Annotated in this window: 26 protein-coding genes; 13 read left to right on the top strand and 13 right to left on the bottom strand. The window is 67.1% G+C overall.

What is annotated here, in order from left to right; genetic code table 11:
* Nucleotides 1-53: 53 nt before the first annotated feature.
* Nucleotides 54-998: a LysR family transcriptional regulator gene (locus Q5701_RS04225; RefSeq protein ID WP_234854010.1), complete on the top strand. Its 945-nt coding sequence runs from the start codon at nucleotides 54-56 to the stop codon at nucleotides 996-998.
* On the opposite strand, the gene Q5701_RS04220 is transcribed toward Q5701_RS04225, so the two are convergent.
* The 11 genes from Q5701_RS04220 to fliF all read right to left on the bottom strand — a co-directional run bounded on the left by Q5701_RS04220 (nucleotide 976) and on the right by fliF (nucleotide 10145).
* Nucleotides 976-1779: an ABC transporter permease gene (locus tag Q5701_RS04220; RefSeq protein ID WP_234854011.1), complete on the bottom strand. Its 804-nt coding sequence runs from the start codon at nucleotides 1777-1779 to the stop codon at nucleotides 976-978. The two genes, Q5701_RS04225 and Q5701_RS04220, sit on opposite strands and share 23 nt — an antisense overlap.
* On the bottom strand, nucleotides 1776-2657 hold the full coding sequence (locus Q5701_RS04215; RefSeq protein WP_306753928.1) for an ABC transporter permease: 882 nt from the start codon (nucleotides 2655-2657) through the stop codon (nucleotides 1776-1778). Before Q5701_RS04215 ends, Q5701_RS04220 begins: the two co-directional genes overlap by 4 nt.
* Nucleotides 2650-3681: an ABC transporter ATP-binding protein gene (locus Q5701_RS04210; RefSeq protein ID WP_306753927.1), complete on the bottom strand. Its 1032-nt coding sequence runs from the start codon at nucleotides 3679-3681 to the stop codon at nucleotides 2650-2652. The genes Q5701_RS04215 and Q5701_RS04210 overlap by 8 nt, the downstream gene beginning before the upstream one ends.
* An 87-nt stretch (nucleotides 3682-3768) precedes the next feature.
* Entirely contained in the window at nucleotides 3769-4893 is a 1125-nt protein-coding gene (locus tag Q5701_RS04205; RefSeq protein ID WP_306753926.1) for an extracellular solute-binding protein, read from the bottom strand.
* Between the two features lie 117 nt (nucleotides 4894-5010).
* A complete protein-coding gene (locus tag Q5701_RS04200) occupies nucleotides 5011-5556 on the bottom strand; it encodes a biotin transporter BioY (protein WP_306753925.1) in 546 nt (181 codons plus the stop codon).
* A 4-nt stretch (nucleotides 5557-5560) separates the two neighbouring features.
* On the bottom strand, nucleotides 5561-6181 hold the full coding sequence (locus tag Q5701_RS04195; RefSeq protein ID WP_306753924.1) for a CbiQ family ECF transporter T component: 621 nt from the start codon (nucleotides 6179-6181) through the stop codon (nucleotides 5561-5563).
* Complete coding sequence (locus Q5701_RS04190) at nucleotides 6156-6893, bottom strand: energy-coupling factor ABC transporter ATP-binding protein (RefSeq protein WP_306753923.1); 738 nt, start codon at nucleotides 6891-6893, stop codon at nucleotides 6156-6158. The genes Q5701_RS04195 and Q5701_RS04190 overlap by 26 nt, the downstream gene beginning before the upstream one ends.
* Nucleotides 6894-6977: 84 nt before the next feature.
* The gene (gene fliP, locus Q5701_RS04185; protein ID WP_306753922.1) at nucleotides 6978-7697 is read right to left on the bottom strand and encodes a flagellar type III secretion system pore protein FliP; all 720 of its coding nucleotides are present in this window, start codon (nucleotides 7695-7697) and stop codon (nucleotides 6978-6980) included.
* A complete protein-coding gene (locus Q5701_RS04180) occupies nucleotides 7694-7951 on the bottom strand; it encodes a FliM/FliN family flagellar motor switch protein (protein ID WP_306753919.1) in 258 nt (85 codons plus the stop codon). The genes fliP and Q5701_RS04180 overlap by 4 nt, the downstream gene beginning before the upstream one ends.
* Nucleotides 7939-8529 (bottom strand): hypothetical protein, encoded by a 591-nt coding sequence (locus Q5701_RS04175; protein WP_306753917.1) that lies wholly within the window; start codon nucleotides 8527-8529, stop codon nucleotides 7939-7941. The genes Q5701_RS04180 and Q5701_RS04175 overlap by 13 nt, the downstream gene beginning before the upstream one ends.
* Complete coding sequence (gene fliF, locus Q5701_RS04170) at nucleotides 8526-10145, bottom strand: flagellar basal-body MS-ring/collar protein FliF (RefSeq protein ID WP_306753916.1); 1620 nt, start codon at nucleotides 10143-10145, stop codon at nucleotides 8526-8528. The genes Q5701_RS04175 and fliF overlap by 4 nt, the downstream gene beginning before the upstream one ends.
* 65 nt (nucleotides 10146-10210) lie before the next feature.
* On the opposite strand from fliF, the gene Q5701_RS04165 reads away from it, so the two are divergent.
* Genes Q5701_RS04165 through Q5701_RS04125 form a run of 9 tightly spaced genes read left to right on the top strand, consistent with a single transcriptional unit; the run spans nucleotide 10211 to nucleotide 17002 of the window.
* Nucleotides 10211-10687, top strand: a complete 477-nt coding sequence (locus tag Q5701_RS04165) for a flagellar basal body-associated FliL family protein (protein ID WP_306753915.1) — start codon at nucleotides 10211-10213, stop codon at nucleotides 10685-10687.
* Nucleotides 10684-11043, top strand: a complete 360-nt coding sequence (locus tag Q5701_RS04160; RefSeq protein ID WP_234854023.1) for a hypothetical protein — start codon at nucleotides 10684-10686, stop codon at nucleotides 11041-11043. The genes Q5701_RS04165 and Q5701_RS04160 overlap by 4 nt, the downstream gene beginning before the upstream one ends.
* Nucleotides 11036-11578, top strand: coding sequence for a MotE family protein (locus Q5701_RS04155; RefSeq protein ID WP_306753913.1), 543 nt, complete (start codon nucleotides 11036-11038; stop codon nucleotides 11576-11578). Before Q5701_RS04160 ends, Q5701_RS04155 begins: the two co-directional genes overlap by 8 nt.
* A gap of 11 nt (nucleotides 11579-11589) precedes the next feature.
* On the top strand, nucleotides 11590-12456 hold the full coding sequence (gene motA, locus Q5701_RS04150; protein WP_306753912.1) for a flagellar motor stator protein MotA: 867 nt from the start codon (nucleotides 11590-11592) through the stop codon (nucleotides 12454-12456).
* Entirely contained in the window at nucleotides 12453-12734 is a 282-nt protein-coding gene (locus tag Q5701_RS04145) for a hypothetical protein (protein WP_306753911.1), read from the top strand. Before motA ends, Q5701_RS04145 begins: the two co-directional genes overlap by 4 nt.
* Nucleotides 12731-14824: a flagellar biosynthesis protein FlhA gene (locus Q5701_RS04140; protein WP_306753910.1), complete on the top strand. Its 2094-nt coding sequence runs from the start codon at nucleotides 12731-12733 to the stop codon at nucleotides 14822-14824. Before Q5701_RS04145 ends, Q5701_RS04140 begins: the two co-directional genes overlap by 4 nt.
* Nucleotides 14824-15579, top strand: a complete 756-nt coding sequence (locus tag Q5701_RS04135) for a flagellar biosynthetic protein FliR (RefSeq protein ID WP_306753908.1) — start codon at nucleotides 14824-14826, stop codon at nucleotides 15577-15579. Before Q5701_RS04140 ends, Q5701_RS04135 begins: the two co-directional genes overlap by 1 nt.
* Nucleotides 15576-16637, top strand: a complete 1062-nt coding sequence (gene flhB / locus Q5701_RS04130) for a flagellar type III secretion system protein FlhB (protein WP_306753907.1) — start codon at nucleotides 15576-15578, stop codon at nucleotides 16635-16637. The genes Q5701_RS04135 and flhB overlap by 4 nt, the downstream gene beginning before the upstream one ends.
* Nucleotides 16634-17002 carry a hypothetical protein gene (locus tag Q5701_RS04125; protein WP_306753905.1) on the top strand — a complete coding sequence of 123 codons (369 nt, stop codon included), beginning with the start codon at nucleotides 16634-16636 and terminating at the stop codon, nucleotides 17000-17002. The genes flhB and Q5701_RS04125 overlap by 4 nt, the downstream gene beginning before the upstream one ends.
* 139 nt (nucleotides 17003-17141) lie before the next feature.
* On the opposite strand, the gene Q5701_RS04120 is transcribed toward Q5701_RS04125, so the two are convergent.
* On the bottom strand, nucleotides 17142-18188 hold the full coding sequence (locus Q5701_RS04120) for an endonuclease/exonuclease/phosphatase family protein (protein ID WP_306753904.1): 1047 nt from the start codon (nucleotides 18186-18188) through the stop codon (nucleotides 17142-17144).
* Nucleotides 18189-18230: 42 nt separating this feature from the next.
* Nucleotides 18231-19490: a S8 family serine peptidase gene (locus Q5701_RS04115; protein WP_306753903.1), complete on the bottom strand. Its 1260-nt coding sequence runs from the start codon at nucleotides 19488-19490 to the stop codon at nucleotides 18231-18233.
* Between the two features lie 103 nt (nucleotides 19491-19593).
* Between Q5701_RS04115 and Q5701_RS04110 the strand changes: the two genes are divergently transcribed.
* The 3 genes from Q5701_RS04110 (at nucleotide 19594) to Q5701_RS04100 (ending at nucleotide 21795) form a co-directional block, all read left to right on the top strand.
* Nucleotides 19594-20085 carry an RNA polymerase sigma factor gene (locus tag Q5701_RS04110; RefSeq protein ID WP_306753902.1) on the top strand — a complete coding sequence of 164 codons (492 nt, stop codon included), beginning with the start codon at nucleotides 19594-19596 and terminating at the stop codon, nucleotides 20083-20085.
* Between the two features lie 45 nt (nucleotides 20086-20130).
* Nucleotides 20131-20838 carry an anti-sigma factor family protein gene (locus Q5701_RS04105; RefSeq protein ID WP_306753901.1) on the top strand — a complete coding sequence of 236 codons (708 nt, stop codon included), beginning with the start codon at nucleotides 20131-20133 and terminating at the stop codon, nucleotides 20836-20838.
* A 219-nt stretch (nucleotides 20839-21057) separates the two neighbouring features.
* A complete protein-coding gene (locus tag Q5701_RS04100) occupies nucleotides 21058-21795 on the top strand; it encodes a calcium-binding protein (RefSeq protein WP_306753899.1) in 738 nt (245 codons plus the stop codon).
* Nucleotides 21796-21957 lie beyond the last annotated feature (162 nt).

The following is a 21957-nucleotide window of genomic DNA, read 5'->3' as shown; positions in this document are numbered from 1 at the left end:
GTCTGTCATAACGGTAAAATGAGAAAACAGCACATCCACATAGCTGAATTGATATGTCATTCCATGCGTTGAAGCCTGCGCAATTGCGCCTGATCCATGAAATCGCCCTGCACAGCCAGTTGCAGATGGCGGCAGAATCGCTGGCCATGACCCAGCCCGCCGCATCCCGGATGCTGGCCGAGGCCGAACGCCGGATCGGCGCGCCCTTGTTCATCCGCCAGCCCAAGGGGATGGAGCCGACCGAGATCGGCACCACCGTGCTGCGCCGCGCCCGCGTGATCCTGCGCGAAATGGCCAGCATCGAGGCCGACGTGCGCGCCCTGCGGGGCGGCTATGCCGGGTCGGTGCGGGTGGGGGCGGTGACGGGACCGGCGGTCAGCTATCTTGTCCGCGCGATCCGCCAGATCAAGGAAGAAAGCCCTGGCGCCGATATCACCGTGGACGTGATGCCGTCGCGCGATCTGCTGATGCAGCTTGGCGCGGGGGAAATGGATTTCGTCCTGGGCCGGATCCTGCCGGAATTCGACAGCGACAGCTTCAACATCCTGCCGATGTCGGATGAAAAGGTAGCGTTGATGGCGCGGGCCGATCATCCCCTGGCCCGTGCGCGGCTGGTCACGCTGACCGAACTGGTGGGCCAGGAATGGATCATGCAGCAGCGCGGTTCCCCCATACGGGAGGCGACCTTGGCAGCTTTCGCCAGCGTCGGGCTGTCGGAACCCGACAACATCGTCAACAGCCCTTCGCTTTTGCTGACCATCGCCTATCTGGCGCAGACGGATGCGATCACGCCCGCCTCGCAAGAGGTCGCGGAACTGCTGATCCAGCCGCCGGTCAAGGCCGGGTTCACGATCATTCCGACGCCCCAGCCGATCCGGGTGTCGCCCTATTTCCTGCTGGATTTGAAGCGCCGTCCCTTGTCGCCCCTGGCCAAGCGGTTGCGCGATGCGGTGGCGCAGATGTCGCGCAGCCCGATCAGGAACGCGGCCGGGCTGTGACCTGCCTGCGCCGCGCGATTTCCCAGGCGACGGCACCGATGATCGTGACGGCGATGATGATCAGCGCCAGGGCGTTGACGGCGGGGGTCAGGCCGGTGCGGACCTTTGTGGCGATGAACACGGTCAGGGGGGTTTCAAAGCCGCGCACGAACAGGGTGGTGTTGTAGTTTTCCACCGATTGCAGGATTGCCAGCCCCCCCGACGCCAGCAGCGCAGGCCGCAGGAAGGGCAGCAGCACCCGGCGGAACACCATCACCCGCGAGGCCCCCAGTCCAAGGGCCGCTTCTTCCTGCGTGCGGTCAAAGCGTTGCAGGCGCGCCATCACCATCAGCATGACATAGCAGATGATGAAGGTCGTCTGCGCCACCACGATCAGGGCGATGCCGCCGCCCACGCCTACCTGCCGCCACAGGATCAGGGTGGAAATCCCGATCACCACCCCCGGCGTCAGCAGGGGCGAGACCATCACCGCATAGGCCACGCTGCGCGCCCGCGAGTGCAGCGTGGTCAGCACAAGCGCCGCCGCCGTCCCCACCGGCAACGCCACGGCCACCACCAGCACCGCCACGATGGCCGATGTCCACAACGCCCTCCACATCGCGGCATCGGCCCACATCGCGGAAAACCAGTCCAGCGTCGTGCCCTGCCAGGGGATCACCGTGGGAAAGCGGCTTTCGTTGAAGGCCGCAACGCCCATGATCACCAAGGGCGCGAACAGGTAAAGCACGAAGGCCAGCAGATACAGGACGAACAGCCCGCGAAAGATCCGGTCCGCCGTCATTTCGCCACATCCGTCAGGTTGACACGGAACAGCCGCAGCGTGACCAGAACGACCGCCAGGCACAGGACCAGCAGCGTCAGCGCATAGGCCGCGCCCCGGTTCCAGTCGCCGCCCTCGAAGAACCAGTTATAGATGATCTCGGTGAACCAGCGGCTGCCGGGGCTGCCCAGCAGCGCGGGCGCGACATAGGATCCGGCCGCCAGCATGAAGGTGAAGACGCAGCCCGTGGCGATCCCTGCCTTGGCATGGGGAATGACCACGCGGCGATGGGTCCGCACCGTCGAGGCGCCCAGATCCCGCGCGGCCTCCAGTTGCGATTTGTCCAAGGATTCGATGGCGTTATAGATCGGCAGCAGCATGAACAGGATATAGGCGTAAACCATCCCCGCCAGCACACCGCCGTTCCCCTGCCAGCGGATGGGCGCGTCGATCAGCCCGATCCCCTGCAAGACCGCGTTCAGCGGCCCGCGATAGGCCAGCAGGATGAACCAGGCCAGCGTCCGCAACACCTCGTTGATGAAGAACGGGATGATGACCAGCATCAGAGCGATGGACAATTGTCCCACGGTGGCGCGCTGCGCCATCCAGAAGGCCACCGGATAACAGACGACCAACGTCACCAGGGCCACCAGGGCACTGGCCCAGATGGTCTTGAAGAAGATGGCGCGATGCACGCCCTCGTTGGCGAGGTACAGCAAATTGTCCAGCGACCGGACATCCTGCGGTCCGCCCTGCTGCGCAGGCGGCAGGTTCGGGCGCAAGGCATAGTCGATCATCATCAGGTTCGGCGCCAGCACCATCGCCGCCAGCCAGATCATCACCAGCGACAGGAAGATCGTCGCCAGGCCCCCGCCGAAGCGCGCGTAAAGATCACGCATCGGCCAGGACCACGGCGTGTTCCGGGGCGAATGAAAAGCTGGCATCGGTCCCCGGCGCGGGCGCGTCCCCCAGCCGCGTGGACGGCACCGCCGCCGTCAAGGCCGCGCCGTCGGAAAACTGGCCGTGGACAAGGGCAAAGGCGCCCTCGAAATCCATGCGGCCTACCCGCGCGCGCAATGTGTTGGCGCCGGCACCGGGGATCAGCGCCTCGGGCCGGACATAAAGGGTTGCGGCCTGGCCGATGGCAAGGCCCCGGTCAGCGCGCCCGTGCAGCGGCCCCAGGGCGGTATCGACACGCGCCATGCCCTCGCCAATGGCGCTGACCCGGCCCGCGATGGCATTGGTTTCCCCCACGAAGCGGGCGACAAAAGGCGTGGCCGGGTTGTCGTAAAGCTGGCGCGGGGTGGCGACCTGTTGCAGCAAACCGCTGCTCATCACCGCCACACGGTCGGACATGGCCAGCGCCTCGGACTGGTCATGGGTGATATAGATGAAGGTGACGCCCGTGCGTTTCTGCAAGCTGCGCAGTTCCGCCCGCATATGCTGGCGAAGCTTCAGGTCCAGGGCGGACAGCGGCTCATCCAGCAGCAGCACGCCCGGTTCAACCGCCAGCGCGCGGGCAATGGCGACACGCTGACGCTGCCCGCCCGACAATTCGCCCGGCATCCGGTCGCCGTATCCCTCCAGCGCGATCAGGCGCAGCAACTCGTCGGCGCGCTTTCGGCGTTCAGCCTTGCCGACGCCGCGCGCCTCCAACCCGAAGGCGATGTTTTCCCAGACCGGCATCAGCGGAAACAGCGCCAAGGACTGGAAGATCATCGCGGTCGGCCGCTGGTTGGGCCCAAGGCCCCGCATATCGCGCCCGCCGATCAGCACGCGTCCCTCGGTGGGTTCCAGGAATCCCGCGATCATGCGCAGGATGGTGGTCTTGCCACAGCCCGACGGCCCCAGGATCGAAAAGAACTCGCCCGCCTGAACCTGGAAGGACACGTCGCTGACTGCGCGCGTTGACCCGAAAGTCATCCCGATCCCGTCAAGCTCTACCGAATGCGACATCCATCCCCCGATTTTCTGGTGGGGACAGGGGAAGCCCCCTGTCCCGGTCTTTCGTCAAGCAGACAGGAAGCGGTCCTGATATTCGTTGCGCTTTGTCACATACCAGCTTTCCTGGATCGGCCACCACCACAGCTTGTCCAGCGCATCGCCGGGATAAGCGGCGGCGAAGAAGGCCTTGGCCTGATCCGACAACAGATCGGCGGATCCCACGGCGGTCGAGTTGATCGAGGTCGCGTTGGTGTACATCGCCCCCGCCTCGGGCGTCAGGAACCAGTTGATGAAGGCATAGGCCGCATCCAGGTTCGCAGCGCCCGCAGGGATCGACAGCCCCTCCATCCAGGCCAGCGCGCCTTCCTTGGGCGCGACAAAGCCCACCGGCATCCCTTCCTTGGCCAGGGCGGCGGCCGTCGAGTCCCAGGTCTGGCCAACGGCCGCGCCGTTCACGCGGAAGGCGCCCTGGGCTTCGTTCTCGTTGTTCCAGAACTGGATGATGTTGCCCTTGCGCGCGACCGCCTCGGCCAGGATCACGTCAAAGATCTCGGTCTGCGCTTCGGGTGTCTTGAAGGCGTCCAGCAACGGGCGGGGCAGCTTGCCCTCGGCCTCCAGCCAAAGGCCCAGGCCCACCAGGGCCGAATGGGCGCGCACGGTGGCCTTGCCCGCCGCAGCCTCTCCCCAGATGTCGCCATAGGAGGCGCTGCCGTATTCCAGCGGCATCTGGTCGCGGTCGAAGGCCACCGCCTCGGTCCCCCAGTCGGTCGGCACCTGATAGCGCTTGCCGTCCACGACCGCGCCCAGGTTGGTCGAGTTTTCCCACGCCGAGGGCAGAACCTTTGCGACCTCGATCCTTGATTCGTCCAGCGGCTGGACCAAGCCATATTCGACATAGTTCGGCACCCGGTCCACGGTTGGCCAGATCAGATCGAAGCCTCCGCCATTGTTGGCGCGCAACTGGTTCAGCAGTTCGTCATTGGTGCCATAGCCCGTATAGTTCGGCTTGATTCCCGTTGCCTTTTCAAAGGCGCCCAGGATCTCGTCGTTCAGATAGCCCGCCCAGGCAAAGATGTTCAGCGTGCCCGCGCCTTGCGCCAGTCCCGGCCGCGCGATCCACGGCGCGGCCAGCGTCAGTCCCGCGGTTGCAGCCGCGCCTTTCAAAAGCCCGCGGCGATCAAGTCTGCTCATGTGTGGTCCCCCGATATGGCCGCCCCCCGGGGCGCCGGTCAATCGCCGCAAAGCATAGCCCTGCCGCGTGACAGGTCAAAGACTTGTATGATCTTGCACCAAAAAATCCGCGCGGCCCTATTGACGCGACAGCAGGCTGGCAGGGCGCGACCGAGCCAGCCCCTGGGTGATCAACCCGGCCAGCACTGCCTTGATCATGTCGCCCGGAACAAAGGCCGTGACCAAGGCCGCACATTCCGCCAAGGTCTTGCCCAGGGTGACCGACATTCCGACGATGCCAAAGGCATACATCACCACGATCCCCCCGATGATCGAGGCGATGGCGACCGTAACCGCCAGCGGTGCGCCGCGCCAGCGTTCGACGATCAGCCCGGTCACGAAGGCCGCGACCGGCCAGCCCAGGAAGAACCCGGATGTCGGCGCGACAAAGGCCCCCAGCCCCCCGCGCCCGCCCGCCAGCAGCGGCAGGCCCAGCGCCACCAGCGCCATGAACAACAGCACGGCCAACGCGCCGCGTTTCGCGCCCAGGATCGCACCAGCCAGCATGACCCCCATGCTTTGCGCCGTGATCGGCACGCCAAAGGCCAGCGTCAGGCTGGGAATCAGCCCCAGGGCTGCGATCAGCGCGGCGAACAGCGCGATCCGGGTCATGTTGCGTTCCATTGTTTCAGCCCCTCCCCGGGCCTGTATCGGGCACAATCCCGCCCCGCGCGCGCAAAGCTTCGGCGACATGATCGGCGTCGTCCAGCGCCAAGGCGGCCATCGGCATCACGATGCGCCAGCCCGGCTTTCTGCGCGACCGCGCACGCCAGGACATCGCCAGCCTTTGGCCGTTTTCCACCAGCATGGGGGTGAAGCGCAACACCATGGCAATGGCCAGTTCCACTGCGCGGGTGGACAGGCCTAGGCGGCGCATGGGCGTAAGCAGCCAAGTCAAAACGGCGATCATATCGGTCAGACGTGTGGTCATGGTCACGAAATTCGCCAGCGCCAGCGCGGCCAGCAGGCGCAGGGCGATGGCAAGGCCCGCCTGGACCTGCCCGGTTGCGCCATGCCACACGGCGATCAGCAGCAGAAACGGCCACAGCATCCGCAGATGGCGCACGCCCTGTGCGGCGAAACCCGTGCCCCCTGTCAGATACAAGATCACAACCGCCAGCATGGCCAGGGCCAGCCCCGCAGCGTCCAGCAGGAACAGGGCCATGGTCAGGCCGGACAGCGCCAGCAGCTTGACCCCCGCCGGGATGCGATGCGCCCAGGTTCTAGCCGGCGAGGTGAGAGAGATCATCAAGGCCCCCCCATTCCAGCATCCGGCCCTCGAAAGCAGGAAGCACAGTCGAGGGCGGGCCGTCGGCAAGCAGGCGGCCTTCTTCCAGCCACAGGATACGGTCGAAGCCGCGCACCTGGGCGGGATCATGCGTGACCATCACCACCTGTGCGGCGATCCCGTCCAGATAGCGCATCAGTTGCAGCCGCGTCGGGATATCCAGGCCCGAGAACGGCTCGTCCATGACGATCACACGGGGCTGCATCGCCAACACCGACATCAGGCACAACAATTGCTTTTGCCCCTGCGACAGGCTGTGGGTGGCGGCATTGGCCCAATGTGCCTTGCCAAAACGCTCCAGCATGGCCTGTGCGGCAGCTTCGGCCTGACGCTGGGGCACGCCTTGCTGGGCCAGGCCGAAAGCAATTTCCTCGATTACGGATGGAAAGATGATCTGGTGATCTGGGTTCTGGAAAATGATTCCGACGGTTTTCAGCGCAGCTCGGCGATCCTGGGCCATGTCGATGCCGCCGATCCGGGCGGTTCCCGCATCCGGCGCAATCAGCCCGGATATCACACGCGCCAGCGTGGTCTTGCCCGAGCCGTTGCGCCCGACGATACCCACCCGCGCCTCGGTCACGCAGGCCGAGATGCCCCCCAGGACAGGGCGCCCGGCCAGGGTCACGCCGATGCCGCGCAGATCCACGCTCATCGCGCGCCGGTCCCCGGCCATCCGTTGGTTCCTGCCGCCATGCCCAGCCCTTCGCCGCCTTGGCCTGCATCTGCCCCACAACGGCCCCGTCCCGCAAGACGCGCGTCACTGATAGCTGCGCACCAAGGCCCCCGCGATTATCGACCAGCCGTCCACGGCCACGAAAAAGGCCAGCTTGAAGGGCAAGGACACCACGACGGGCGGCACCATCATCATGCCCATCGACATCAGCACGGCCGATACCACCAGGTCGATGATCAGGAAGGGAAGCGCGATCAGAAAGCCGATTTCGAAAGCCCGCTGGATTTCGGACAGCATGAAGGACGGGATCAGCACCGACAATTGGGCACTGCGGTCGCCGGAGCCGGGCGCGATCTCGGCCAGGCCCGCCAGGGTGTCGGGGTCGGTGCGGGCCGCCATGAAATCCTGGAACGGCACGATGCCGCGTCGGATCGCCTCGCCCAAGGTGATGGTTCCGTCCTGCAGGGGCGCGCCCGCAACGGACCACGCCTCGCGCAAGACCGGGTCCATGATGAACCAGGTCAGGAACATCGCCAGGCTGACGATCAGCATATTGGGGGGCGAGGATTGCAGCCCGATCGACTGGCGCAGGATCGACAGCACGGTGACGATAAAGGGAAAGCAGGTCACGGTGATGGCGATGGCAGGCGCCAGCGACAGCGCCGTCAGCGCGCCCACCAGCAGCACGGCGTTCTGGCCCAGGCCCTGCCCCACCTGTTCGGCGATCTGGCCCAGTTGATCCTGCGCCAGGACTGCCGTGGGCAGGACCACCAGCCCCGCCGCCAAAGCCGCGCGATGGATCATGCCGCGCCGGGGCCGGGCAGGATGCGCACGCACAGCCGATCCTCGGCGGTGGCGTCCGCCGTCAACTCGCCCCGCGCGATGACCTTGTCCCCCACGCAGATCTCGACGCCTTCGTCGATGGACTGATCCAGCAGCAGGATATCGTCGGCCCGCAGCGAGGAAAGCTGCGCGACGGTCTGGCGCGTGCGGCCCAACCGCACCGTCACCTCGACCTTGATGGCGTCGGTGTCGATCAGGTGGTTCAATGCGTCCATGATGTTTCGTCTCCCTCCGGTTTGGCCTCGTTGATTTCGGTCAGCAGCGCGCGGATGTCCGCCGCCAGGCGCGCCGGTTCCAGTTCGATCCGGCCGCCTTGCAGCGACAGGGAAATGCGATCGGATTCGGTCGCGGTGACTTCGATCCCCCCCAGCCCGCAATCGGCCAGGCAGCGATCCACCATGGCGCGCAACGACGGCCCGCAGGCGATGCTGGCGCGCAAGGGGGGGGCGGCACGGGACAAGCGCAGCAATTCCTCGGTCAGCGCTTCTTCCAGGCGGCGCGACTGTGCGGCAGGGGCCAGGCAATCAAGGATCTGTGTCAGGATCGGGGCCAAGGCCTCGACCGCCTCGCGGCGCAGGTGGGCCCGGCGCGCCTCGTCATCGGCAAGCGCCCGGGCCAGGCGATCCAGGCCGGCGTTCAGGGTGCGGGCCTGTTCGTCGCCCTGGCGGGCCATGCCTTCGGCCAGCCCGTCGGCAAAGGCCTGGTCCAGCGCCTCGCGGCTGAAGGTCAGGGCAGCGCCCTGCGCCGCCACCGCCGCGCTGAAGGATTCCAGTTTGAATACCGCAAGGGTCACAGCGCATTCTCCTTGTTGTCGATCCAGCCGGTCAGGATCTTGACGCTTTCGTCATGGCGTTCCTTCATCATGCTGCGCAGCCGGGCGACCGGATCGGCCGGGGGCAGCGCCAGTTGCTCGGGCGCGCGCGGCGGCGCAGGCGGAACCATGGGTTCCGGCATGACCTCGACCGTGGGCAGGATGGTGCCGGTCAGGGCGGGCACGTCCAGCGCCGGGCGGCTGTTGTCCAGGGCGGGCCGGGCGCGGCCCTTCAGGACCGGGCGCAGCACCAGGAACACTAGCGCCAGGGCGAACAGCCCGATCAGCAGGATGCGCGCCAGCCCGTTCAGTTCCAGCCGGTCCATCCAGCCCGGCGCGGCAGAGGTGCCATCCTGTCCCAGGCCCGCAAAGGGCAGCGACTTGACGGTGATCTGGTCGCCCCGCGCCTCGTCAAAGCCCACGGCGGACGCCACCAGCTCGCGCAGCACGTCGAGTTCGCCCTCGCTGCGCGGCACCATCTGCACCTCGCCCCCGGCATTTTCCTCGGGAACGCCATTGACCAGCACCGCGACCGTCATGCGCCGGGTCGATCCGGGCTGGCGCGACACCTCGCGGGTCACGCGGGTCACTTCGTAATTGGCCTGCTGTCGGGTTTCCTGGCGGTTCGCCTCGGACTTGTCACCTTGGGCCCGGTCGCCATCGGGCAGGTTCGAGGCCGCGGTGACCGCACCCGAGCCGGTGCTGTTGCTTTGATCCGTCGTTTCCTCGGTCACCTGGGAAATCAGCGCGCGGCTGTCTGGGTCGAAGCGCTGTTCGGTCAGCATCTCGGTTTCCGTGACCACATCCAGGTTCAACTCGACAATGGCGTTGCCGATGCCGACATGGGGCTCCAGGATGCGTTGGACGTTGCGCTTCATCTCGGCCGCGCGGTCCGCGCCTGCCTCATCTTCTCCGGCGGCGACGATGCCGTGCTGGGCGTCGATGACCGTGACCGATTCGGGCGTCATGCCCGGCACACCCGACGAGATCAGGTATTTCAGCGCCGCCGCCTGCTCGCGGCTGACCCCCTGGCCGTTGGTGCCAATGGTGACGGACGCGCTGCCCTGGCCGTCGCGGCGGTATCCGCGCCCGGTCTCGATAGCCAGGTGGACCCGCGCGGTCTTCACGTTGGGCAGGGCCAGGATCGTCCGGGCCAATTCGCCTTCCTTGGCGCGCCAATAGGCGGCGTCGAACATCTGCGACGTGGTGCCGAAACCCGACATCCCGTCCAGCAGCTCGTAGCCCGCGCCCCCCGCAGCAGGCAGACCCTGGGCCGCCAGATCCATGCGCAGCTTGTCGCGGCTGGCGGCATCGACCCAGATCGAATCGCCACGCACCTCGTAGGGCACGCCCGAACGCTCGATCCCGGCCACGACCTCGCCCGCCTGGGCGGCATCAAGGCCGCCGTAAAGCAGGCTCATCGAGGGCCGGTTCGCCACCCAGGCAAAGCCCGCGATGGCCAGGAATGTCGTCAGAAACGCCGCCACCAGGATGGCTTTCTGTTGTGAGCTTCGCTCTGTCCAATAGTCCTGCAATTTTTGCAAAACCGGCCCTTTCGAATCAGCGTCAGGTTCCTCGTGTCCCGGTGTTGATGACATGGGCGTCGTTAAGATTTGGTTAGTCGCAGGGTGCTAATTCCGTCTTGTCACGACGGAGAATCACCATGACCGATGCGACCGCGAATCTGGCAGCCGACCCGCCTGCCAAGGCATCCGGCACGAAGAAGCTGATCCCGATCCTGGCCGCCCTGGCCTTCGCGGGGGGCGGCTTTGCCTCGACCTATCTGGGGTTGTGGTCGCCCGCTGCGATCATGGCCTCCAAGGAGGAAGCCCCCAAGGGACCGGCGGTGGTGTTCGTGACGGTTCCCACCGTCGACCTGATCATCCCCGGCGGATCGGGACAAAGCCTGGTTCTCGCGGCCAGCCTGGAAACCGACAGCGCCCATCAGGCCGAGGTCGCGCATCTGATGCCGCGCGTGTCCGACGCCTTCACCAGCTTCCTGTCGGGCATCGACCCCGCCGCCTATGACAAGCGCGGCGTTCTGGAGATCATCCGGGCCGAGCTGCTGGCGCGCACCCGCTATGTCTTGGGCGAGGACGCCATCAAGGATCTGCTGATCACGGAGTTTCGCTTCAAATGACACTGGACCATGTCTTTCAGGCCGCCCTGCTGGCCGCATCCCTGGGCCTCGGCGCCTTTTGCCTGATCCTGTCGCGCCGCCTGCGCAGGCTCAACAACCTGGAAACCGGCCTGGGCGGCGCCATCGCCATCATGGCGTCCGAAGTGGACCGCCTGGACCGCGCGATCCGCGAGGCCAAGGACGAAGCCACGGCGGCAGGCCGGGCGCTGTCGGCGGAAATCGCATCCGCGCGCAAGGAACGCGCGTTGTGGGATCTGCGCCAGAAGATCACCCAGGCCCAGGCGCCTGCGGCCCAGCCCGCGCCCGTCATCCCCATGCGCCGGTTGCGCAAGCGCGTGGTGAACGGCGATGCGTAAATCCATCCTGACCGCGCTGACGCTGGCCTTTGCCGTCCCTGCCGGGGCCGCGATCTGGCAGGCCGGGGATGTGTCGCGCTTTTTCGCGGCCTCCGCCAGTTCGGGCGACCTGCTGCAAGGCTGCACCGACGTGCCGGAAGCCATGGCGCTTGCGACCGAACTGCGCGACCGCGCGCTGCGGATCGAACGCTACATGGAGGCGATGGACACCCGCAAGGCCGAGATCGCCACCGCCGAGGCCGCGCTGCGTGCCCGCGCCACCGAACTGCGCCAGCAGAAATCCGGCATCCAGTCGCGCCGCGACGGCGCGTCCCAAGCCGTGCGTGCGGATATCGACCGCCTGGTCGCCGTTTACGACCAGATGAAGCCCGCCGAGGCCGCGGCGGTGCTGACCAACCTGCCCCCCGATTTCGCCGCCGAGATCCTGATGCGCGTCCAGCCCGAAACTGGCGCCCGCATCATCGCGGCGGTCGAGCCGCGCCAGGCTGCCCTGCTGACCGCCCAGATGGGCGCCCGCAGCGTCCAGAACGACTGAAGGAGAAAGCCATGTTCGGCATCGTCGGAATCGTCGTCACCTTCGCCATGGTCTTTGGCGGCTATATCCTGGCCGGGGGCAAGATGGGGGTGATCACGCACTCGCTGCCCTTCGAGATGATGATGATCGGCGGCGCCGCCATCGGATCCTATCTGTTGTCCAACGACGGCCATACGCTGAAACATACCCCGAAAGGGATCATCCAGGCCTTCAAAGGGCCGAAATGGACCGAATCCGACCATCAGGATGTGCTGTGCCTGATGTTCCAGTTGCTCAAGATCGCGCGCGAAAACCCCGTGGCCCTGGAGCAGCATATCGAGAACCCGACCGAATCGCCCATCTTCACGGCCTATCCCCGGCTTCTGGCCGATCACGAGGTCGTCTCGCTGATCGCGGACACGCTGCGATCGGCCAGCCTGAACTATGACGATCCCTATCAGGTCGAGGATATGCTGTCGCGCCGCCTGGCAGGCCTGCGCGAGGACGCGATGCACGTGCCCCACGCGCTGCAAACCATGGCCGACGCCCTGCCCGCGCTTGGGATCGTCGCAGCCGTCCTGGGGGTCATCAAGACCATGAGCGCGATCGACCAGCCGCCCGCCGTGCTGGGCGGCATGATCGGCGGCGCCCTGGTCGGCACCTTCCTGGGGGTGTTCTTGGCCTATGGCTTCGTGGCGCCCCTGGCAGGCAGGCTGGGCGGCGTCATCAAGCAGGATCTGGCCTTCTTCGACGTGATCAAGTCGGTGCTGATCGCGGGCCTGCACCAGCACGCCACCACCCTGTGCGTCGAGGTCGGGCGCCAGACCGTGCCCGATCATGTCCGCCCCAGCTTTAACACGCTGGAAGCCGCGTTGCGCGACCTGAAGAAGGCCGCATGATGATTGGGGCGATGGTGATGGTGATCGCGCTGTCGGGCAGCGCCCCGGCCGATCCGGCCCTGCTGCCCGATGCCGCCGCCCTGGCGGACGAGGCGACGGGCTGGCTGCTGGACGGGGAACCCCTGCCCCCGGACTATCGCGCCCGGCTGATGCGGATGCCGCCCGAGGCGCGCCTTCAGGCCCTGGTCTTCCTGCGCCGGGCAGGGCTTCTGACCAGCGATCCCTGGGCGCTGTCCGACATTCTGGACCCCGCCCCGGCAAAGGCAGGTGCCGAATGACCGCCGTTCTGCGCGCCAATCGCCTGAAATCCTTCGACACCTCGGTCCTTGTGACCGGGTGCCTGGTGCTGATCGTCATCTCGATGGTGATCCCGCTGCCGCCCGCGATCCTGGATTTCGGCTTTGCCTTGTCGATCGCGGCGGCAGTGCTGATCCTGGTCATGGCGTCCCTTGTGGAACGCCCCACCGATTTCCAGGCCTTTCCGATGCTGCTTCTGGTGACGCTGGTGATCCGGCTGTCTCTGAACGTGTCGTCCACCCGGCTGATCCTGACCCAAGGCCATACCGGCACGGAGGCGGCCGGCCATATCATCAACGGCTTCGCCAGCTTTGTCGCGGGCGGGTCGCTGATGGTCGGGCTGACGGTCTTTGCCGTGATCTCCATCGTGAACTTCATGGTCATCACCAAGGGTTCCGGCCGCATGGCCGAGGTCGCGGCGCGCTTTGCCCTGGATTCGCTGCCCGGAAAGCAGATGGCCATCGACGCGGACCTGAATGCCGGCGCCATCGACCACCAGGAGGCCAAGACCCGCCGCCAGCGCGACCAGCAGGAGATCAACTTCTTCGGCTCGCTGGACGGCGCTTCCAAATTCGTCAAGGGCGATGCGGTGGCGGGCATCGTCATCACCCTGGTCAACCTGCTGGTGGGCCTGGGGATCGGCATCCTGTCGCATGGAATGCCGGTCGGCGAGGCAATGGCCACCTATTCCCACCTGACCATTGGCGACGGGCTGGTGGGCCAGATCCCTGCCGTCATCACCTCGATGGCGGCGGCGCTGCTGTTGTCGCGGGGGGGTGCCACCGACACGACCGCGCGGCTGCTTTCCAGCCAGTTGATCCGCGGCTGGCAACCCGTTTCGGTTGTCGCGGCCGCGATGGTGCTGATGTCCTTTGTGCCGGGAATGCCGCGGCTGCTGTTTTTGGCATTCGCGGGGGCCATGGCCTATTGCGGCTGGCGGCTGCACCGCAAAGCCGTCCTGGCCTCGACGGCCCTGCCCGACCTGCCGCCAGAAACCTCTGCCCCGCGCCCTGCCGCCCGGATCGGCGACGTGCTGGACACCGACGAGATCAGCGTGGAAATCGGCACCGATCTGGTGCTGATCGCGCTTGACCAGGCGCGGGGTCTGGGCAGCCGGATCACCAACCTGCGCATCCACATCGCCCGCGCCTATGGCCTGATCCTGCCTGACGTGCGCATCACCGACACCGACGACCTGTATCCCGGCGACTACCAGATACGCATCCACGGCGTCGTGCGCGGGCGCGGCAGCCTGCGGCCCGGCGCGATCCTGGCGCTTGGTCCCGACCACGTCCTGCAGGGTCTGCAGGGCGATGCGGTGCGCGAACCCGTTTACCTCAGCCCCGCCCGCTGGATCGACCGCGACGCCCAAGACGATGCCGCAACGCAAGGAGCCACGGTCGTCACCCCCATGGAGGTTCTGTCCACCCACCTGATGGAGGTCGTCAAGGCCAACCTGTCGTCCCTGCTGACTCTGGGCGCCATGCAGCGCCAGATCGAGGAGTTGAAGACCCTGTCTGACAGCGCGCGGGCTGAACGCAACCGGCGCTATTTCGACGGCATGATCCCCGACAAGGTTTCGCCCGAAACGCTGCTGGCGGTGCTGCGCGCGCTGCTGGATGAAAAGGTCTCGATCCGCAACCTGCCGCTGATCGTCGACGCAATGGCCGAATTCCGAGGCATCGATTCGGTCGAGATGATCTATGAACTGGTCCGCAAGCGGCTGCGGGGCCAGATCACCCAGCAATACAGCGATCCGGCGGGCGGCGTTTCCGCCCTGCAACTGCATCCCGCATGGGAGGCCGAGTTCGTCCGCGCCGACACCGAGACAGGCCGCGCGGGCGGCGGCGCCATGACCCCCGCCTTGTCCCGCAAGCTGCTGGAGGCCGCACGCCGCGCCATGGCCACCGTCGAGCCCGCGCTGCAGACCGTGCTGGTCGCGCCCGATCACCGGCGGCGGATGCTGCGCGCGGTTCTGGGATCGAACGGCATCGCCCTGCCCGTCCTGGGGCTTGAGGAGATCGATCCCGGCGCCGAACTGCGACTGGTCGGCACCATCGAGGTCGGGTGATGTGGGACGGGCTTTCCCAAGTGCTGCCGGGCTTTGGCTGGACATGGGTGCTGGTCTATCTTCGCGTCCAGGCCTTGGTCCTGGTCCTGCCGGGACTGGGCGAACGGGTGGTTCCGGTCCGCGTGCGCGCGGCCGCCGCCATGGCCGTCACGCCGATGCTGGCGGGACTGGTGCCGCCCGCCCTGCCGCCCGCCGATACCTTGTCCACCCTGGGCCAGGCCGCGGGCGAAACGCTGATCGGGCTGGCGGCCGGAATGGGACTGCGGCTGCTGGCGCTGTCGCTGGACATCGCGACCTCTGCCATTGCGGCCACGGCGTCGCTGTCGCAACTGGTGGGTGGCCAGAACGAGGCCGCGCCCCATCCCATTGGCAACCTGGTCCACCTGGCCGGGCTTGCGGTGCTGATGGCCCTGGGCCTGCCGATCCTTTTGGTGCAACTGATGGCCGACAGTCTGGCGATCTGGCCGCCCGGGGGCTGGCCCGATGCCGATGGCCTGGCGGCCGAGGCGATCCGGCTTGTCGCCCGCAGCTTCTGGATCGCGATGCTGCTGGCCGCGCCCTTTACCCTGGGCGGATTCATGTTCCAGGCGCTGTCGGGCGTCATCAACCGCGTTATGCCTGCCCTGCCGGTGATCTTCATCGGATCGCCTGCGGCAATCATGCTGGCCCTGGCGGCGCTTGCCATGCTGGCGCCGGTGCTGATCGCGCTGTGGGCCGACGCGATTCTGGGCCATGTGCTTCCAGGGGCGCCATGAGCGAGGAAAACGACGACAAGCCCTTCGAGGCATCCGACCAGAAGCTGCGCAAGGCGCGCGAAAAAGGCGACATTCCCCGGTCGGCAGAACTGAATGTGGCGGCGATGTATCTGGGTGTCTGGTTGGCCTTCGCGGTCGGCGGGGGCTTTGCGGTCAAGGCCTGGCTGTCGATGTCCATGCGCGCGCTGGGATCCGAGGGGTGGGCACCCGGTGCGACCGGGACCGTGGCCGTTGCGCTTGGCCAATACGCGGGCTGGGCGGTGCTGGCGCTTGCCGCCGTGCCGTCACTGGTGATGGTCGTGGCCCTGATCGGGGCGCGCGGGCTGGTCTTCGCGCCCGGAAAGCTGGCATTCGACATGAACCGCATCAACCCGATGAAGACGGCGTCGCAGAAGTTCGGCAAGTCGGGGCTGGTCAATTTCGCGATCTCGCTGGGCAAGGTGGCGTTTGTCTGCGCGGGCGGGTGGTTCCTGTTCCGCGCGCTTCTGGGCCATCTGATGGCAAGCCCGCTGGCGGGGGATCGCTGGATCGCCGATCTGGGCGTGCTGCTGGGACGGGTGCTGGCCCTGGCGCTTGCGATCTCGGTCCTGTTCGCGGGGCTGGACATGGGTTGGCAATCATTCGACCACCGCCGCAAGAACCGCATGACCCGCAAGGAGATGGAGGACGAATACAAGGATTCCGAAGGCGATCCGCACTTCAAGGCCGCCCGCCGCCAGCGTGCCGTCGAGATTGCCACCAAGCAGATGCTGGCCGATGTCGCGCGTGCCGACGTGGTAATCGTGAACCCAACCCATTACGCCGTGGCCCTGGAGTGGAAACGCGGCAGCGGGCGGGCGCCGGTCTGCCTGGCCAAGGGCACGGACGAGGTCGCGGCCCGGATCCGCGAACGCGCGCGCGACAACAAGGTGCCGATCTTTTCAGACCCGCCCTGCGCCCGCGCGATCCACGCCACGGTCGAGGTGGGTGAGGAAATCCGCCGCGAACAGTTCGCCGCCGTTGCGGCCGCGATCCGGTTTGCCGAAAAGATGCGCGAAAAGGCAAGGGCCGGGTGGTGAAGAACAGCGACAAGCTGGCGCAACTGGAACGCATCGCCCGGATCAAGGCGGAACGCGAACTGAAACGCTTCGCGGCCTTCAGCCTGCATATGACGCAGGCCCAGAACCATGCGGGGGCCATGCGCACCGCGCTTGACCAAAGCTATCGCAGCACCGCGCCCTTGTCCGTGGCCGAGGCGCGCATCGCCAATGCCCAGGCGGGCCGCAGCGCCCGCGAACTGCACCAGGCCGAGGCCGAGGTCGCGCGGATGCTGCCGCGTTTCGACGCCGCCCGCCGTGACGCCGCCCGCGAATTCGGCCGGGCCGAGGTCCTGCTGACCCTGTCGGCGGCCCGCCGCGCAGAGGAGAAGGGGCCGGGGTACTGAACCTTGGGCGCAGCAGAGATGGCGGAACGCGCCATGCAAAGGGCGCGGCGCAACCCATTGGATGTCAACGAGAGAGAGCCCCGCCTTGCGGGCAATATGGCGGCGCAGGGGGATTTCACCCTGCCCTTTTTCGCCAGCCTCAAGGCTCGGCTTGTTCCGCCGCCGGCCCCCATTCGATATCCACCCAGACCAGCCGATGATTCGACGCGGCCTCGACTGCCGGGGCCAGCGGATCGTCCGGCGCCGGCCAGATCACCCCGCTGTCCGTGACACGCAGCGCCTTGGCAGGCCAGATGTAATCCACGCGCAGGTTGCCCAGCCCGCCGGGGTCATAGACCGCCGTATCCAGGGCCGGATCCCCCTTTTGCCCCGCATTGGCCCCGGTCTGGTCGGGCTGGAAAGCCCCCTTTGGCCGGGGATCACGGGCCTGGTCCAACAGCGCGGTCATTGCCTGCGCACGGCCATCGCCATCGGCCAGATCCAGGTTGGGATTGCCCAGCAGGACAAAGGGCGCATCCGGCAGGTGGTGCAGCCAAAAGGCGGCCTCGTCATGGTTGCGGCGGCCGTTCAGATCCTCGGGACCATCGAAGACCGGCGGGGTGGCCGACCAGGCCAGCAGGTGCAGCGGACCCGCATCGGTCAGGACCGGCAGGTCCCAATGGGCGGTGGACGACAGGCGCTGGCTTTCGGGCGCCGAGGGCGGCATCAGGTTGCCCGGCAGATCGCGCCACAAGGCCGTCGAATGGTCCGCGACCGATCCCAAGGGCAGCCGCGACAGGACCGCCATGGCATTCTGGCCGCTGAACTGGCCAAAGCCCTGCGCATCATCCGCCCCGCCGGCCCGCCCGTCGCCGTCCAGATCCAGCCCGGTCGGCATTCCGCTGTTCGGGCGGGCGGCGAAGCGGTGCGGCATCGGGTGGCCCGCCTGGTCCAACACCTCGGCAAAGGCCGACAATGCCAGCCCGTCGTGGTCCCAGTCGATCCCGGTCAGCAGAATCGCATCGGGTGCCGCCGCCGCAATCACCCGGGCTGCGGCCAGAACCTGCGGATCGGCCCGGCGGATATCGCGCAGCAGCAATCCCGGTCCCTTGCGGGTCAGACCGGGATCATAGGTGGCGATACGCAGACCTTGGGCCGCCGCAGGACCGGCAAGGCAAAGGCATATCATCCAGACAAAACGTCCCATGCGGCAGGTGTCGCATGACCCGCGCGCCCTGCCAAAACCCCCTCAGCAGGGCGGCGGGGCCGCGATCAGGCCGGCGCCGAAGATGGCGTCCCGCCCGTCCGGTCCCAGATCGCGCGCCGCATTGCGCAGCCTGTCGCGCAGATCCGCAGCCGTCATCGACGGGTCGCGCTGCCAGATCAGCGCCGCCGCCGCCGTCACGAAGGGCGCGGCAAAGGAGGTGCCGGTCTTGGTCCGCGCCCCGCTGATCGAGGCCGCCGTCCAGACATTCACCCCCGGCGCGGCCAGGTCGATGTGTTCGCCCCGGTTCGCGCGGCGATAAACCTGGCCCCGCCGATCGACCGCCGTGACGGCCAGCACCGGGTCATAGGCCGCCGGATAGGCAGGCGCGGCCCGGGGACCGCCATTGCCCGCCGCCGCGATCATCAGGATATCTTCCGCCGCCATTTGCGCAATCTGCCGGGCCAGCGCGGCATTCGGCGGCCCGGCCAGCGACAGGTTGACGATCCGCACGTCCTGGGCTGTCAAGTAATCCAGAGCCTCGATCAGGGCAAAGGCGTCGGCGCGCTGATCCTGGGCGACCTTCTGAAAGGCATCGACTGCGATCAGTTCGGCCCCCGGAACCAGGCCGGGGCTGCGGCTGTCCCCGTCGCCCACCAGAAGCGCGGCCACGGCGGTGCCGTGCAGCAGGTCGGATGGCGGCGCCTGGGTGTCGATGCGGTGGACACGAATTTTCGCGTCCGACAAGGCCGCGTGACCGGCGTTCAGGCCGGTATCGACCATGCCGATGCGCGGCAAGGCGGCGCAGCCCGACAGCCCTGCGGGCCAGCCGATCATGTCGCGGGCCAGGCAATCGGCGGTGTCGCAGCGCGTGCCCGCACCCGCCTGTTCGCTGCGATAGAAATGGTTGAAATCGGCACTTGCCCCGGTGGCCAGATCGCGCACCCTGTCGCGGGCCTGATCCATGGTCAGGGAGGCGGGCTTCAACAACCGCGCCAGGCTGTCGCCGCCTGACAGGACGCGGCTTTGCAGCAGCGCAAAGCCTTCGGCCTGCAAGGCGGCAAGGTCGGCGTCGGACAGGCCACGGGCCAGAACCTCGTTTTCCGCGCGCGTGGGCAAGGGCGTGGGGGCCGCCGGGGCGGGACGGGACGGGCGGACGACCCGGTCGTCGTCATCGTCGTCATCGTCGTCATCATCATCATCGCCGTCGTCGTCCGCCAGGGCCGTGGCGATCAGCGACCAGCCATCGGACTGGACCTGCGGCTGGCTGATCAGGGTCAGCAGCACCAGGGCAAGAAACAGCATCGGGTTCGGCATGGTCGGTCCCCTTGGACAGTTCGTTTCTGGACATCGACGCGACAGACCCGCAAATATTCCCCCGGAACGCGTAAAATCCAAGAGGGGTGGCATGGACGCAGCTTTCGGCGAGGCCCTGATCCGGCTTTTGCCCAATCTTCGCCGCTATGCCATGTCGCTGGCCCGGCGTGCCGATCTGGCTGACGATCTGGTCCAGACCACGGTGGAACGCGCAATCCGGGCGTCCGCCAGCTATGACCCGGCGGCGCGGCTGGAACCCTGGCTGTTCCGCATCACCCGCAACGCCTTTATCGACGTGACGCGACGCCAGCGCACCCAGGGGGTCGAGGTCGACGTCTTCGACATTCCCGAGGCCTTGCCCGATGACAACGATCGCGCCGTCGAGGCACGCCTGATGCTGCGCGCCACCCAGGATGCCATGAAGTCCCTGCCCCCCGAGCAGGCCGAGATCCTGCACCTGATCTGCATCGAGGAACTGAGCTATGCCGAAGCCGCCGCCGTTCTGGACATTCCCAAGGGCACGGTGATGAGCCGCCTGTCCCGCGCCCGGCTGGCGCTGTCGGACAGGCTGGGAATAAGATGACAGGCCACGCGTATTTCAACGATACCTGTTCAAGAGGATCAGGCCGTGCAGATTGACGACGAAACCCTGATGGCCCTGGCCGACGGAGAGTTGGGGCAGGCCGAAGCCGCCCGCATTTCCGCGGCCATTGCCGACGACCCCGAGGCCCAGGCCCGGCTGCGGCTGTTCAGCGAATCGCGGGCACGGCTGAAGGCCTTGTCCTCGGCTGCCCCGGCGGTGCCTTCCGACAAGGACCTGATCGCCCGCATTCGCGCGGCGGGCAGCGCGGCCCAGGCCCAAGCCCAGGCCACGGTCACCCCGACGGCGGCCCCCGGGCCTGCCAATACCAACCGCGCGCCCTGGGCGGCGCTTGCTGCGGCGATGGCCTTGGCCGTGGTGGGGCTTGGCTGGTGGCAGATCGGGGGCGCACCCTCGGACCTGCCGCAGGCAGAGGTCGCGGCACTGGACAGCCTGCCCTCGGGTCAGGGGATAGAGCTTGGGGACGGGCGCGACCTGACGATGATCGCGTCTTATCGCACGGCGGATGGTGCCTTCTGCCGGGAATACGAAACCGCGCAGGATGCAAGCCTGACGGTCAGCGTCGCCTGCCGCGGCGGCGATGGCTGGCAACGCCAGTTCGCCAGCGACATGACGGCCATGGATGGCTATGTCCCCGCATCCGGCGACATCGCGGCACTGGATGAATGGCTGTCCAGGACCGGCGCGGGCGATCCCTTGACCCCGGAAGACGAGGCGGCGGCCTTGGCAGAATAGCGCGTCGGCCGACCTATCGCGGCGCAAAGGCCCCCAAGGAGGCCTTTTTGCTGTTCCGCCCGAAAATTTTCACGCCGCCGGGAATAGTCACGGCCCTGTCTCGTAAACGCTGCATCAGGCGGTAACGGCGGGGTGCAGCCCGCCCCGCCTGACGGGACGCAGCTGCCACGGGCGAGCAGCGCGGCCTTTCCCCTTACCGCCCTTGCAGGAGAAACTGACATGGCGACCTATCGCGGAAACGACGGCGACAACCGATACAATGGCACGACCCTGGCCGACCTGATCTTTGGCCGGTCGGGCGACGACACCCTGTCGGGCGGGGGCGGAAACGACACCATCGACGGCGGCGAAGGCAACGACCAGATCCGGGGTGGATCAGGCAACAATGTCCTTTGGGGCGGATCGGGCAACGATGTCATCTGGGCCGACGGGGGCAGCGACCGTATCAATGCCGGCGAAGGCAACGACACCGTCCGCGCGGGCGGCGGCAATAACGCGGTTACCCTGGGCGAGGGCAATGACAACGCCGTCACAGGGGACGGGCGCGACACGATTGACGGGGGCGAAGGCAACGACCGCATGACGTCGGGCGCGGGCAACGACATCCTGCGCGGCGGCGAAGGCGACGACGTGCTGCTGGCCCAGGCAGGCAACGACCGGCTGATCGGCGGCGAAGGCAACGACGTGCTGAACGGCGGGGCCGGCAACGACGTGATGGCCGGAGGTGAAGGGGCCGACCGCTTTGTCTTCAACGGCGGCACCGACCGGATCACCGATTTCGAGAACGGCGACGACGAAATCGACGTTTCCTATTTTGCCCGCTTCGACAGCTTTGCCAGCATCCGTTCGGCTGCCAGCCAAGACGGAGCGGATGTCGTGATCCGCGCTGGCGGCAACACCCTGGTGATCGAGGATACGCGCCTGAATCAACTGGACAACGACGACTTCATCTGGTGACCCCATGGCCGGGCCGCAGCCTGCGGCTCGGCCAAACGGGCGGCATTGCCTTGGCGTGCCTGCCCAATGCGATGGCAAGGGACCGCCGACCTTCGCGCTCGGGCTTGCATTTGCGCCAGAAGCAAACATTTGTTGCCGCGCAAATGCCAGCCACCGGGTTTT

The sequence above is a fragment of the Paracoccus actinidiae genome (assembly GCF_030863885.1).
GTDB classification, from domain to species: domain Bacteria; phylum Pseudomonadota; class Alphaproteobacteria; order Rhodobacterales; family Rhodobacteraceae; genus Paracoccus; species Paracoccus everestensis.
The sequence above is the reverse complement of the archived record's forward strand: the minus strand, read 5'-3'. Positions and strand labels throughout refer to the sequence as shown.